The sequence below is a fragment of the Lactobacillus rizhaonensis genome (assembly GCF_036246345.1).
Lineage (GTDB): Bacteria > Bacillota > Bacilli > Lactobacillales > Lactobacillaceae > Lactobacillus > Lactobacillus rizhaonensis.
The window spans coordinates 488,206-502,632 of record NZ_BTTV01000001.1 but is presented as its reverse complement, the minus strand read 5'-3'; the positions used below and the strand labels follow the sequence as shown (position 1 = coordinate 502,632).

Here is a 14,427-nt window from a genome sequence, read left to right as displayed (position 1 = left end):
TATTAGTTAAGCGGTTTTTGTTATGCTAAAATTAAAGCTTAAGGAGAACAAATTATGAAGTGGACAGCAACTATTACAAAAATTGGTAAACAAGCTATAGAGCCTAAGAGCAATATGGTGATTTTATTTGGTGAAAATGTTACAGCTGAACTGGTAGATGTTTCAATTATTCAAAAATTTGACCCTGAATCGCCACTGACTGGTTTTATTTTGAAAAAAGGGGACACAATTACAATTGATGGTCAAACTTATGTAGCTGATTATGTTGGCGCAATGGTTGTCAGTGATATGAAGGCATTGGGACACGCCACACTTTTCTTTAATCAGAAAAAGTCTAAAAATCCCTTGGCAAATGCTGTGTATCTTACATTAGGTGACAAGCAAACTCTGCCTGAATTTAACGTTGGCGATGATATAATTTACGAACATATTTGATTAGGATGATTTGATGGAAGTTGAAAAAAAACATAAAAAAAGAACCATATTTCAAAAATGGTTTTTAAATAACCGGTTTAGTATTGCATTACTAAACATTTTGTTGTTCTTCCTTGTAATCTGGTTGTTCAACAAAATTTCATTTGTCTTAAACCCTGCTAAAGTATTCGTGAGTGCAATCTTGCCACCACTAATGCTTGCTTTAATTCAATTTTACATCATGAACCCGCTGGTAGATATTTTGGAGCGGAAATTTAAAGTGCCAAGACTGGTTACGATCTTGGGACTATTTCTGCTTGTGGCAATTTTGCTGGTGTGGATTGTGAATACTTTATTGCCAATTGTTCAAAGTCAAATTAATTCGTTAATTGCACATTGGCCGCATATTTGGAAGGATGCAAGTAATGCTGTACAAGAGGCACTGAGCAAACCACAGTTTCATAGTGTAAAAGGCAATATTAATGATGCTATTAATCGCGCACAGGATATGCTTTTCAAATCTGGTCACGAAGCCATAAACGCTGCTTTGAGCAATATTTCATCAGCTATCAGTGTAGTAACTATAATTGTTATGACTTTACTTACAGCACCTTTTATTCTCTTCTTTATGTTAAAAGATGCCCATAATTTGCGGCCCTATCTAACCCAATTTGCACCTAAGCGCTGGCAAAAAAGTTTTGGTGAACTACTCTATGATATTAACACCGCTTTAGCTTCGTATATCAGGGGACAGATCACAGTTGCCTTTTGGGTAGGAATTATGTTTGCCATTGGCTATAGTATAGTAGGCTTGCCATATGGCATTGCGCTTGCTGTTTTAAGTGGTTTACTTAACCTGATCCCATATTTTGGTACATTTATTTCCTTTATCCCTGCAATTGTAATTGCGATCATGCTTTCAGTTCCCATGGTCATTAAAGTTTTGATTGTTTTTGCAATTGAACAGACAATTGAATCAAGAATTATCAGTCCCCTCGTAATGGGTAATAAGATGGAAATGCATCCGGTAACTACAATTTTATTGTTAATTGGTTCTAGTGCTGTTTGGGGACTTTGGGGTGTCATTTTTGGTATTCCTATCTATGCAATCTTAAAAATCATCATTTTACGTGTTTATAATTATTATCGTAATGTTTCTCAAGTTTTTAGAGAAGATGAGGACGAAGAAACTACTCAAATTGCTGCGCAAAATGTAGAAAAAGCTGATTTGAAAAATAAGGAATAAGGTTAGTTTGTTTAGAAGTTTTATGTTGAAGGAGAAAAAAGATTGACAAATCATGTAGTGTTATATGAACCATTAATGCCGGCAAACACGGGTAATATTGCTCGGACATGTGCTGGTACTAATACAGTTCTTGACTTAATTGAGCCCTTAGGATTTCAAATTGATAATAAAAAAATGAAACGAGCCGGGCTTGATTATTGGGATAAAGTTGATGTGCGACTTCATGATGATCTTAATGCCTTTTTGAAGCAGTTAGGACCACAGGATGAGCTTTATCTTATTTCTAAATTTTCTTCTAAAAATTACGCTGAAGTAGATTACACGGATTCTTCCAAAAATTACTACTTCATATTTGGTAAGGAAACTACTGGCTTACCTGAAACTTTTATGCGAGAATATTACGAACGTAATTTGCGCATACCTATGTCAAATAATATTCGTTGTTACAATTTAGCTAATTCAGTGGCAATAGTTTTGCTTGAAGCATTACGTCAACAAGGTTTTCCTAAACTAGAAACTTCTCATCATTATGAAAATGACAAGTTAAAAGATAACTACAATCGTCCTGAACGCTATGAAAGAAATTTGGGAGGAAATTAAAATGGACTTTGAAAAAGAAACACCAGTGTTAGTAAAAAATTTTCACTATGATATTAATGAAGAACCTGAAACTAAAGATCAAGTTAATTTTGGCCTTAAAAAAGTTGAAAAACAAAATGATGATGGCTCAACAGATGCAGGAGTAGATGGTAATTATTTTGACATTACCATCATTTTTGACGTGGCACCTGCTCCAGGGGAATTCTCAGTAAGCGGGATGATCAGCCAAATTGTTCAAATCAAAAATTACTTTGGTGATGGTAGTGATCTTAGTAAGAGTGATTACAAATTGCTTAGTAGACCTTTAGTTGAGTATATTGAAACGTTAACTTATCAAGTTACTCAAATTACGTTGGATAAACCAGTCAACTTGAACTTCCAAGCTAATTTTTAGCTATTGATTAGGTAATATCATGCCAAAAAAGAAAAGGAGAAAAACCACAAAGGCTCGAAAGAAAAATCAGAGTACTGGAATTAAATGGGCAATTGTCGGACTTTTACAAATTGTTATCTCTGCTTTAGCATTTGCCAAATTTGGAATCTTGGGTAAACAAGTAGCAAATGCTTTTCGCCTGGTCTTTGGAGATTCCTATTTGCTTGCAGCTGGTATTTGCATTGTTTTCGGCTTGGTTATGTTGATTTATAATAAGCCGATGCACTTTAACTTCAAACGCAGTTGTGGACTATTTTTTGCTATTTTAGGAATTTTATTAATTCAAAGCAGTATTTATTTTGAACGTGAATTCGTTAATAATGCTTTTATGAATGTCTTTTGGCATGAAATTTCAGCTGAGTTCGGTCGCATGGCTGTTACTAAAAATATCGGTGGTGGAGTCATAGGCGCCTTATGTTATCAGATTTTTTACCCCTTACTTGGTCATATAGGACTGCGTATAATTGCAATTTTATTGATACCGAGTGGTATTTTGATGTTTTTTGATGTTAAATTTTCAACAATTATCAAAAAATTTCAGTCTGTTAGTCAGCTTTTTATTAATAAAAACAAAGCAGCTGGTAACAAAATAAAAGATAAATATGGCTCTTTCAAAGAGAAACGTGAGCAGAAAAAAAACGAGTTGCGTGACCAGGAAGATCACAATTCAGTGGGTACAAAAGCTCCAGTTTTTCCGGACGTGGATGATTTTACTGTGGATGATAACTCTTCTGAAAGTAACATCGATCAAAACGAAGTAACTAATTTTCCATCTGAAAAATCAGAATATGGTGATATTCCGGAACACGCTCCTGTTGAGCCGCAAATTCAAGTTGCGAGTCAAAATAATAGCGACAAGGCACAGCAAAGTAATTCTTCTGTTTCATCATTACCTAAATCACATTCTTTTGTTGAAGAAGATAAAAAGATTAAGGAAGAATTAGGAGCAATAGACCACGGTGATTTAAAACAAGATCAAAAAGTTAGTCCGGATTACCAAAAACCGCCGTTAACATTACTTGATAATATAAAAAATATTGACCAAAGTACTGATAAAGCTCTCATTCGCAAAAATACTCAGACTTTACAATCTACCTTCAAGAGTTTTGGCGTTAACGTTATTATCAAAAAGGCAATATTGGGTCCAACTATTACGCGCTATGAGGTTCAACCGGCTGTTGGTGTCAAAGTCAGTCGTATTGTTAATCTCGCTGACGATTTAGCTCTTGCGTTGGCTGCAAAGGATATTAGAATAGAAGCACCAATACCTGGTAAACCATATATTGGAATAGAAGTACCTAACAAAAACACCTCAATTGTTGCTTTTAAAGATGTAATGCAAAATCAGGATATCAGGGCCAAAAAGGATCCTATGCAGGTTCCTTTGGGTAAGGATGTCAGTGGACAAACTATTTCGGCTAATTTGACTAAAATGCCTCATCTTTTGATTGCTGGATCAACCGGTTCTGGTAAATCTGTAGCCATTAATACGATTTTAACCAGTATTTTAATGAAAGCATTGCCGGATCAGGTAAAGTTAATCTTGATAGACCCAAAGATGGTGGAGCTTTCTGTTTATAATGGAGTACCTCATTTGTTGATACCGGTAGTTACTGATGCAAAATTGGCTGCAAATGCTTTGAGTAAAGCTGTTAAAGAAATGGAACGCCGCTATAAGTTGTTTGCTGCAAGTGGAGCTCGTAACATGAGTGAATTTAACGAAAAGGTGCGCCTGAATAATCAAGATAAATCAAAACCGGCAATGAAGCCGTTACCATATATCTTAGTAGTAGTTGATGAACTTAGTGATCTAATGATGGTTGGCGGACGTGACGTTGAAGGAGCAATTGTCCGTTTAGGCCAGATGGCGCGAGCGGCTGGTATTCACATGATTTTGGCCACACAAAGACCGAGTGTTGATGTCATTACCGGTTTAATTAAAGCAAATGTTCCTTCACGGATTTCTTTTGCTGTTTCGAGTGGCATTGATTCACGGACTATTTTAGATCAGACTGGGGCCGAAAAATTACTCGGTCGCGGTGATATGCTATATATGCCAGTTGGTGCTTCAAAGCCTGAACGTATTCAGGGAGCCTATGTTTCTTCACATGAGGTTGAAAATATTATCTCATGGGTAAAGAAACAGCAGAAACCCGAATATGATAAAGGTATGATTCCACAAAAAGGCCAAGAAAATTCTGAAAATAATGATGATGAGCCAAAAGACGAATTCTATGATCAAGCAGTGGACTTAGTAAGGCAACAACAAACGGCCAGTGTGTCACTCTTGCAAAGAAGATTTCGTATTGGCTATAATCGTGCCGCTAGGATAGTTGATGAAATGGAAGAAAAAGGTATTGTTGGCCCATCTGAAGGTTCAAAACCTCGCCAAGTTTTATTACCGCCTAAAAAAGAGGAAGATCAGAGCTAATTTTTTAAGAAAGTTTATCATGTCGTTTTATTAGTTCAAATTTGTGAAAAAATAATGGTAAAATAAAATTGAATGTGAATACATAACTGAGTTATTCTCGAGAAGATTGATTCAGTTATTAGGATCATTTTCAATATTAAAAGTAAAAATAGAATAAAAGGAATGTTTTAATTGCAGCGAGCTCTTGTATTTGGTGCTACAGGTGGCATTGGTCAGGCTATTTGTGTTGAGTTGGCTAATGCTGGTTGGTCTCTTTACATTCATTGCAGTCAAAATTGGCAAAAAGCTTATTCTTTGGCTCAAGGGATGAGTCAAAAATATCCTCAGCAGGATTTTATTCCCATCAAATTAGATTTTCTGGCTGAAAATAAAGATTTAAAAGAATTTGTTAATAATTTATTACCAGTTAACGCTGTAGTATTTGCCCAGGGAATTACCGATTATAATTTTGTTAGTAGTCAAGATACAGCCAAAATTGATGATATTATGCGTATAAACTTGATTACCCCAATTAAATTGACAGGACTATTCGAACCTCATTTGATAAAAAATGATTATAGTCGTATTGTTTATTTAGGATCAGTTTACGGTGGGGCAGGTAGTGCCATGGAAGCGGCATACAGTTCTTCCAAATCAGGTCTCGAAGGGTTTGCTCAAGCTTATGCCCGCGAAGTTGCTTCAGCTAACCTTACGGTTAATGTTGTTGCACCAGGTGCTGTTAATACAGCAATGAATGCAGTGCTTGGCCCTGAAACGATGGAAGAAGTTAAGGGTGAAATACCTGTTGGTCGTTTAGCAGAAGGTAAGGACATTTCTTATTGGGTTAAAACTTTACTTGACGTTCAGTCAGGGTATCTAACTGGTCAGACTATTTATGTTAGTGGCGGCTGGCTTATTTAAATGTAATAATTATATGTAGTATATGTTATACTCAAAGAGTAAATTTAGAATTTGAAGAGGTAACTATGGCAGATATCGGAGATAAATTACGCAGTGCCAGAGAGGCTAAAGGACTTTCAATTGAAGACATTGAAAAAACAACCAAAATTCAAGGTAGATATCTGACTGCAATCGAGCAAAATGATTTTGATAAACTTCCTGGTGATTTTTACGTCAGAGCTTTCATTAGACAATATGCACAGATAGTTGGTTTAGATGGTAAAAAGCTGCTAAGTGAATACCACGAAGACATACCTAAAGCTGAACCCGAAGAATTTGTCGAAGATTCGATTGACAATAAAAGTGAGGAAGTACGCAAAACCACCAGTAATAAGAAAAAGATTTGGCAGGATTACCTTCCACGAATCATTGTCGGTTTGGGGATTGTTGTAGTGCTTTTAGTATGCTACGTTGTGTTTGCTCATTTTTCTTCTAGTCGCAATGAAAATAACAATGAAGCTAACGATGTTTCTGTTTCTTCGGATAGTGGTAAACGACACCGCAAAGTTAAGAAAATTAAAAAGAAGAGCGTTAAAATTAAGGAACTGGCTGCGAATCAGTTTCAGATTACCGGCCTTAAAAATAATCGCAATTTAGTTGTTAGAGCTGGTGATCAAGCAACTACAGTTTCTATTGCAATGAATGGCGTAAACCAAAGTGGTCAGACTTTAACAGCTGGTCAAAAACACACTTTAAGAATTCCAGAAACAGCTCAATCTGTTGTCGTTACATTTAGCAACGCTCTGGGAACATCAGTTACAATTGGCGGCAGAAAAGTACCATATACAGCTCAAAATTCGAGTCTTTCTTTAACCTTTTATATTGGCAAACATCGAAGTAATCAAAATAGTCAAAGCAACCAACAACATCAAAGTCAAAATAATTCCGGAACTACGAATAATAATTCAGGACATAGTAATTCGAACCAGCAAAATCAAGAGCACAGCCAAACTAATAATTCTAATGGTAATAATGGTGCAAGTTCGAATACAAATAATGGTCAACAAAATACTCAAAATAATCAAAGTTCCCAGAATAATGGTCAATCGAATCATGATAACAATCAATCAAATAGCACTGAGCATAGTAATGATTCTGGCCATTCTGGAGGTAATTCCTCTAGTGGAAATGATGATAAAAAATAGTAACTATTTTTGGAGGAAAAGTTAAGAATGAATTTGCCTAATAAGTTAACGGTTTTTAGAATATTATTGATTCCGGTTTTCATGTTAATTGTCATTTTTGGTGGCGATGCCAGTTTTAAAGTTGCTGGTACTACTGTTTATTGGAGATTGGTAATAGCTGCGATTGTATTTGCAGTTGCTTCTGCAACTGATTGGTTTGATGGTCATATTGCCAGATCACGCAACTTGGTCACAAATTTTGGAAAGTTTGCGGACCCTTTGGCTGACAAAATGCTTACTATGACCGCATTTATAATGTTAATTTCTTTAAAACTTGCTCCAGCATGGGTTGTAGCAATAATTGTTTGTCGTGAATTGGCTGTAACTGGATTGCGTTTGATTTTGGCTGAGAATAAAGGGCAAGTTATGGCTGCAGCTATGCCTGGTAAAATCAAAACGACATGTCAAATGCTTTCAATTATCTTTTTGTTAATTGGTGACTTTTATCATATAGGCACTATCTTACTTTATATTGCACTGATTTTTACTATCTATTCTGGCTGGGATTATTTCCACAGTTCATGGGATGTTTTTGAAGGTTCAATGTAAATTAAAGAAAAATTTAGTTTTATTAAAAAGCACTGTAAGGTAGTGCTTTTTTTGTGCTTCTTTTTAATATAAAAAAGGGCGTAAAATGGTCAATTGTTGATTATGCTTCATTTACTTGTTAGGATTAAATTAAGGAAATATTGAAAAGGAGGAAAATTTATGGGAGAAAAAATACCAATGGTTGAGTTCAAAGATGTATCCAAGATATATCCTAAAATGAAAAATCCGGCTGTTAACCATATCAGTTTTGAAATAGATAAAGGTGATTTTTGCTGCCTAATTGGCACCTCCGGTTCAGGAAAGACTACTTTGATGCGAATGATTAATCGCATGAACAACGTAACTAAAGGCGAAGTGCTGGTTAACGGTAAAAACGTTAAAAGTTTTAATCCCGTCAACTTAAGACGTCATATTGGATATGTTATTCAAAATAATGGTTTGATGCCTCATATGACCATTAGGGATAATATCATTTTAGTACCCAAGTTATTAAAATGGCCTAAAGAAAAATTAGCTGGTGAAGCGCAAAAGTTGATTCAAATGGCTGAATTGCCGGAATCATATTTAGACAGGTATCCAACTGAGCTATCTGGCGGTCAACAACAAAGAATTGGAGTTGTACGTGCACTGGCAGCAAACCAAAATCTAATATTAATGGATGAGCCATTTGGTGCGCTAGATCCGATAACTCGTGAAAGTTTACAGAATTTGGTACAAAACTTACAAGTGCGATTAGGCAAAACAATTGTTTTTGTCACTCATGATATGGATGAAGCGTTAAAGTTAGCTACTAAAGTAGTTGTTTTGCATGATGGGCAGTTGATTCAAGTAGGAACGCCTGAGGAGATTTTACATCATCCTGCTAATGACTATGTTAAAAGTTTGATCGGTGAAGAGCGCTTGTCTGAAGCAAAATATGAAACCGTAAAAGTTAAAAACGTGATGACTAATCCGATTAGGATTGACTTGGGTGCCTCTTTGCCTAATGCCTTAACCATGATGAAGGAACACCGTGTCGATACGCTTTTAGTGGTTGATAATAGTGACCACCTTAAAGGTTATATTTCGATTGATGATTTGCAGCGCAATTATTCTAACGCAAGCAGCGTTAGTGATATTTTAATTACTAAATTAAGCACAGTTGGTCCTGATGAATATTTGCGGGACAATTTTAGTCGCATCATGAGCCGCAACAAGAGTTATATTCCGGTTATTGATGGGGATAATAAATTAGTCGGTATAGTTACTCGTGCAAGTTTGGTTAATGTCGTTTACCAAAAAATATGGGGCGATAAAGGCCACACGCAAAATAATACGGAAAAAGAGGCGAACTAAAATGTCAGCCTTTTTTGCACAACATGGCTCAGAATTATTAGTGAAAACATGGCAACAAATATATATTTCAGCTATTTCACTAGGCTTAGGAATAATTGTGGCAGTTCCATTAAGTATCATATTAATGAAATTTCCGCGAGTGGCAAAAGTCGTGATTGCTATTGCCAGTATGTTACAAACCATACCAGCTTTGGCATTGCTCGCGATCATGATTCCTTTCTTCGGTATTGGTAAATTGCCCGCAATTATTGCACTTTTTCTTTATAGTTTAATGCCTATTTTGCGTAATACATATGTGGGCCTAATGGGGGTAAACCCAGACACTATTGATTCAGCTCGCGGCTTAGGTATGACGAATATGCAATTAATCTTGAAGGTTGATATTCCTTTAGCAATGCCTGTGATCATGGCGGGAATAAGACTTTCTGCGATTTATGTTATTGCGTGGGCTACTTTGGCTTCTTATATAGGTGCTGGAGGTCTTGGCGACTTCATCTTTAATGGCCTTAGTCTATATCAAACTGATCTAATTTTTGGTGGTACCATTCCTGTCATCATATTGGCACTTCTAACTGATTATTTATTGGGTAAGCTAGAACGTAAATTAACACCAAAAGGAATATAAGGAGGTATTCATCATGAAAAAGTATTTTAAAAAGATATTACTGATGATAACAGCCTTGCTTATTATGTTAACTACTAGTGCTTGTGGCTTGCCTGGACTTTCTGATAGTCAGGGCAGTCAGGAAAATATTAGAATTACGGCATTAACAACTACTGAATCACAAATTATGGCCAATATTGTTGCCCAATTGATTGAACATGAAACTTCATATAAAACTTCAATCGTTAATAATTTAGGTTCTGCTCCTATGCAGCATCAAGCTCTAATTCGACATGATGCCGATATTCAAGCTGCTGCTTATGATGGTGGTGAACTAACTGCAAATCTTCTATTGCCGGCTATTAAGAATTCCAAAAAGGCAAATGATACGGTTAGGCGTGAAGTAAAAAAGAGATGGGACCAAACTTATTTGCATACATATGGTTTTGCTAATAATTATGCTTTTATGGTGAGAGCAAAAGATCAAAAGAACTACCATCTGTATAAGATTTCTGATTTAAAGAAAGTTAAAGATAAATTTTCTTTCGGTGTAGCTTCCGAATGGGTAAATGCTCCGGGAGTCGGTTATCCTGCTTTTCAAACAGCTTATGGATTAACCTTTTCTAAAGCACACCCTATGAATATCGGCTTAGTATATTCAGCCCTGAAAAGCGGTAAGATGGATGTTATTCTAGGCTATTCTACTGATGGCAGGATTGATAGTTACAATTTGCACCTGTTAAAAGATGATAAGCATTTCTTTCCACCATATAATTGTGGAATGCTAATCAATAACTATTTGTTAAGAGAGCATCCTGAATTAAAAGCAATTTTGGAAAGATTAGTGGGTAATGTGAGTGTTCATGATATACGTAAAATGAACTTCCAAGTAGATGACAAGCTACTTGAACCAGCTACGGTTGCACAGCAATTTTTAGAAAAACATAATTACTTTAGGGGGGAGAAATAATGTCTCATTTATCTTTATGGCAGCAATTTATTTATTATTATGTCCATAATGGTAGTTATGTATTAGCACAATTTAACCGTACTTTTTTGATTTCAATCTATGGCGTTTTATTTGCAGCTATTATTGGTATACCGGTTGGAATTTTTATTTCGCGCAATGGACATTTAGGAGATTTTGTTGTAGAAATTGCAAACTTTATTCAAACGATTCCTTCGCTTGCCCTGTTGTCTATTGTAATGATTGGTTTGGGCCTAGGCGTTATGACCGTTATTGTCACCGTTACGCTTTATTCACTTTTGCCAATTATTAAAAACACATATACTGGTATGAAAAGCGTTAATAAGAATGTCATTGATTCAGGAAAAGGAATGGGAATGACAAAACTGCAACTACTTTATATGGTGAGATTACCCCTCTCAATGTCTGTTATTATAGCCGGCTTAAAAAATGCTTTAGTAATAGCAATTGGTATCACTTCAATTGGTTCGTTCGTTGGAGCAGGTGGCTTAGGAGACATAATTATTCGCGGCACCAATGCTACTAATGGCAGTGCCATTATACTAGCTGGCGCCTTTCCTACAGCATTAATGGCAATCTTGGCAGATGTGATTTTAAATTTCCTGCAAAAAGTTTTGGAACCCAAAGGCCTTAAAAAATAAATTAAAAGTTTTTTGCAGCTTTTTCGTACTTAATAATGTGAATAAAAATAATAAACATTTGTTCGCCTTTTTTCTTGCAAATATACACTAAAGCAAAGTATAATTATTACGTACTAAATTAAAGAAATTATGATAGAGGAGGACAAGAGTCTTGGCCAAGGATGAAAAACAAGCTGCACTGGAAAATGCGCTTAAGAAAATTGAAAAGAATTTTGGTAAAGGCGCTGTTATGCGTATGGGCGATAAAGCTGACACCAAAATTTCGACCGTTCCCTCAGGTTCGCTTGCTCTTGATGCGGCCCTGGGAGTTGGCGGCTATCCCCGGGGTAGAATTGTAGAAATTTACGGACCAGAATCTTCTGGTAAAACAACCGTTGCATTACATGCAGTAGCCGAAGTGCAAAAAAGAGGTGGTACAGCAGCTTATATCGATGCCGAAAATGCTATGGATCCAGCTTATGCGGAGGCGTTGGGTGTTGATGTTGATTCACTTATTTTGTCTCAGCCAAATACTGGTGAAGAAGGTTTACAAATTGCTGATACGTTGATTACAAGTGGTGCGATTGATATTTTAGTTGTTGACTCTGTTGCAGCACTTGTGCCTCAAGCTGAAATTGACGGAGAAATGGGTGACAGTCATGTTGGTCTGCAAGCTCGCTTAATGAGTCAAGCTCTGCGTAAGCTTTCGGGTAATATTAATAAGACCAAAACTATTGCAATTTTTATCAATCAAATTCGTGAAAAAGTTGGAATTATGTTTGGTAATCCTGAAACTACTCCTGGTGGTCGGGCACTGAAGTTTTACGCCACTATTCGCTTGGAAATCAGAAGAGCGGAAAAGATCAAGCAAACCGGTGGAGAAATTACTGGTAACCGTGTAAAAATCAAGGTAGTTAAAAACAAAGTTGCACCGCCTTTTAAAGTTGCTGAAGTTGACATGATGTATGGTAAGGGCATCTCACAGAGTGGTGAACTGTTGGATATGGCGGCCGACAAGGACATTATAGCCAAGGCTGGCTCGTGGTATTCATATCACGATGAACGAATTGGACAGGGCCGAGAAAATGCTAAGAAGTATCTTGAAGATCACCCTGATGTCTATGACGATGTCCAAAAGCAGGTTCGTCAAGCTTTCGGTATCGATGAAGAATCAGTTGCTGAAAGAGAAGATCCTGAGAAAATCAAAGCTAAAAAAGCCCAAAAAGCTGCTGATACAGAAAAGGAAGCTTCTGCTAAAAAAGAAGCAGACAGCAAAAGCTAATTACGAGGAAATAAACCTTGACCTGTGAAAATGGGTTAAGGTTTTTTCATGTCGTTTGACATAAGTCCCATCGTTCTTTATTATTAATATTGTGTGAATAATCTAAAAAATAAAAAAGGCGATAGAAATCATGATAAGTAAATTTTTGATTCCCGTCGCGATAGCTATAATTTCAATTATTGTTGGCGTTGTTGTAGGATACTCTATTCGTAAAAGGATCTGGGAGAAAAAGGCTCAGAATGCTCAAAACGATGCCGACCATATTTTAACCGAAGCAAAAGCACGAGTTGATGCTGCTAAAGCTGAAGTCAATGCACAAAAGCAAGCAGCTGATGCTATTAAACAGAGTGCGCAAAACACTAAAAAAGAAAAAATTCTTGAAGCTCAAGAACAAATTCAAGACTATCGACAAAAAGTTGAAGATGAATTAAACGACAAACGTGATAAAATTGCGCGCGATCAAAATCGCTTAACCCAACGAGAAGATACTCTTGATCATAAGAACTCTTTGCTAAAAGAAAAAGAGGATGATTTAACCAAAAAAGATGAACAGCTAGAGCAAAAGCAAACAGAATTAGCTGCTAAATTACAAAAAGCTGATGAACTAGTTGAACAGACTACGCAGAAGCTTTACGAAGTAGCTCATTTAGACAAGGAGCAGGCAAAAAAGCTTGTTTTAGATCAATTGGCAGATGAATTAGTCAAAGAACGGGCAGAGTTGATTAGTAATAGTAATCAAGAAGTAAAAGCTAAGGCTGACCATTATGCGCGCAAAATAATTATTGATGCAATTCAAAGTAGTTCGGCAGATACAGTAGCTGAAACAACAGTTTCTGTGGTTGATTTGCCTAATGAGGAAATGAAAGGTCGGATTATTGGTCGTGAAGGACGTAATATCAGATCTTTTGAAGCACTTACTGGAGTTGATCTTATAATTGATGATACTCCAAAAGTTGTAACTTTAAGTGGTTTTGATGCCATTAGGCGTGAAATTGCGAAAAGAGCAATGGAACGTTTGATTAAAGATGGACGGATTCATCCGGCTCGAATAGAGGAAACTGTTGATAAAGCCCGTAAAGAAGTAAACGATGACATTTACGAAGCCGGAGAAAGCGCTCTAATGGAGCTGGGGATTCATAAAATGAATCCAGAACTAGTTAAAATATTGGGTAGACTCAAATACCGGACTTCTTATGGTCAAAATGTTTTGGGTCATTCAATTGAAGTTGCAAAATTAGCTGGTACAATGGCTGCGGAGCTTGGATTAAATGAAAAATTAGCCGTTCGCGCGGGATTATTACACGATATTGGAAAAGCAGTCGACCATGACATTGAAGGTTCACACGTAGAAATTGGTGTAGAACTTACAAGGAAATATCATGAGCCGGATGTGGTTGTTAATGCAATTGCAGCACACCATGGGGATGTGCCTAAGTTATCATTTATTGCTGAATTGGTAGTTGCAGCGGATACCATTTCTTCTGCAAGACCCGGTGCCAGAAGCGAAAGTTTGGAAAATTATATTAGAAGACTTACCGACCTTGAACAAATAGCAAATAGGTATGATGGAGTCAAACAGGCTTATGCTATTCAGGCTGGGCGGGAAGTCCGCGTGATGGTTGAACCTGATAAGATTTCAGATGATCGTATTACTGTTTTAGCACGAGATATTCGCAATCAAATTGAAAAAGAACTTGATTACCCCGGTAATATTAAAATAACAGTTATTCGTGAAAAACGTGCTGTATCAATTGCAAAATAAATAAAAGGATTGAATGCTAAAAATTCAATCCTTTTTTGTT

The 14,427-nt window shown here is 36.4% G+C and carries 14 protein-coding genes; all 14 read left to right on the top strand.

The window, feature by feature from the left end:
• The first annotated feature begins 54 nt into the window (after nt 1–54).
• The 14 genes from AAA915_RS02395 to rny all read left to right on the top strand — a co-directional run bounded on the left by AAA915_RS02395 (nt 55) and on the right by rny (nt 14,387).
• Complete coding sequence (locus tag AAA915_RS02395) at nt 55–435, top strand: PTS glucitol/sorbitol transporter subunit IIA (RefSeq protein WP_294602105.1); 381 nt, start codon at nt 55–57, stop codon at nt 433–435.
• A 13-nt stretch (nt 436–448) separates the two neighbouring features.
• Nucleotides 449–1,660, top strand: a complete 1,212-nt coding sequence (locus AAA915_RS02390; protein WP_338199545.1) for an AI-2E family transporter — start codon at nt 449–451, stop codon at nt 1,658–1,660.
• A 42-nt stretch (nt 1,661–1,702) separates the two neighbouring features.
• Entirely contained in the window at nt 1,703–2,260 is a 558-nt protein-coding gene (locus AAA915_RS02385; protein ID WP_294757263.1) for a tRNA (cytidine(34)-2'-O)-methyltransferase, read from the top strand.
• Nucleotide 2,261: 1 nt separating this feature from the next.
• On the top strand, nt 2,262–2,654 hold the full coding sequence (locus AAA915_RS02380) for a DUF1149 family protein (protein ID WP_294602097.1): 393 nt from the start codon (nt 2,262–2,264) through the stop codon (nt 2,652–2,654).
• Between the two features lie 19 nt (nt 2,655–2,673).
• Nucleotides 2,674–5,124: a DNA translocase FtsK gene (locus tag AAA915_RS02375; RefSeq protein WP_338199541.1), complete on the top strand. Its 2,451-nt coding sequence runs from the start codon at nt 2,674–2,676 to the stop codon at nt 5,122–5,124.
• Between the two features lie 171 nt (nt 5,125–5,295).
• A complete protein-coding gene (gene ymfI, locus AAA915_RS02370; protein ID WP_338199539.1) occupies nt 5,296–6,024 on the top strand; it encodes an elongation factor P 5-aminopentanone reductase in 729 nt (242 codons plus the stop codon).
• A 65-nt stretch (nt 6,025–6,089) separates the two neighbouring features.
• On the top strand, nt 6,090–7,208 hold the full coding sequence (locus tag AAA915_RS02365; protein WP_338199537.1) for a helix-turn-helix domain-containing protein: 1,119 nt from the start codon (nt 6,090–6,092) through the stop codon (nt 7,206–7,208).
• 27 nt (nt 7,209–7,235) lie between these two features.
• Nucleotides 7,236–7,796 (top strand): CDP-diacylglycerol--glycerol-3-phosphate 3-phosphatidyltransferase, encoded by a 561-nt coding sequence (gene pgsA / locus AAA915_RS02360; protein ID WP_046324592.1) that lies wholly within the window; start codon nt 7,236–7,238, stop codon nt 7,794–7,796.
• Nucleotides 7,797–7,955: 159 nt separating this feature from the next.
• Nucleotides 7,956–9,131, top strand: a complete 1,176-nt coding sequence (locus AAA915_RS02355; protein WP_338199534.1) for an ABC transporter ATP-binding protein — start codon at nt 7,956–7,958, stop codon at nt 9,129–9,131.
• 1 nt (nt 9,132) lies between these two features.
• A complete protein-coding gene (locus AAA915_RS02350; RefSeq protein WP_294602084.1) occupies nt 9,133–9,756 on the top strand; it encodes an ABC transporter permease in 624 nt (207 codons plus the stop codon).
• A gap of 13 nt (nt 9,757–9,769) precedes the next feature.
• On the top strand, nt 9,770–10,705 hold the full coding sequence (locus AAA915_RS02345; RefSeq protein WP_338199532.1) for an osmoprotectant ABC transporter substrate-binding protein: 936 nt from the start codon (nt 9,770–9,772) through the stop codon (nt 10,703–10,705).
• Nucleotides 10,705–11,364 (top strand): ABC transporter permease, encoded by a 660-nt coding sequence (locus AAA915_RS02340; RefSeq protein ID WP_338199530.1) that lies wholly within the window; start codon nt 10,705–10,707, stop codon nt 11,362–11,364. Before AAA915_RS02345 ends, AAA915_RS02340 begins: the two co-directional genes overlap by 1 nt.
• A 151-nt stretch (nt 11,365–11,515) precedes the next feature.
• Nucleotides 11,516–12,625 (top strand): recombinase RecA, encoded by a 1,110-nt coding sequence (gene recA, locus AAA915_RS02335; protein ID WP_294955601.1) that lies wholly within the window; start codon nt 11,516–11,518, stop codon nt 12,623–12,625.
• 130 nt (nt 12,626–12,755) lie between these two features.
• The gene (gene rny / locus AAA915_RS02330; protein ID WP_338199527.1) at nt 12,756–14,387 is read left to right on the top strand and encodes a ribonuclease Y; all 1,632 of its coding nucleotides are present in this window, start codon (nt 12,756–12,758) and stop codon (nt 14,385–14,387) included.
• The last annotated feature ends 40 nt before the right edge of the window (nt 14,388–14,427 follow it).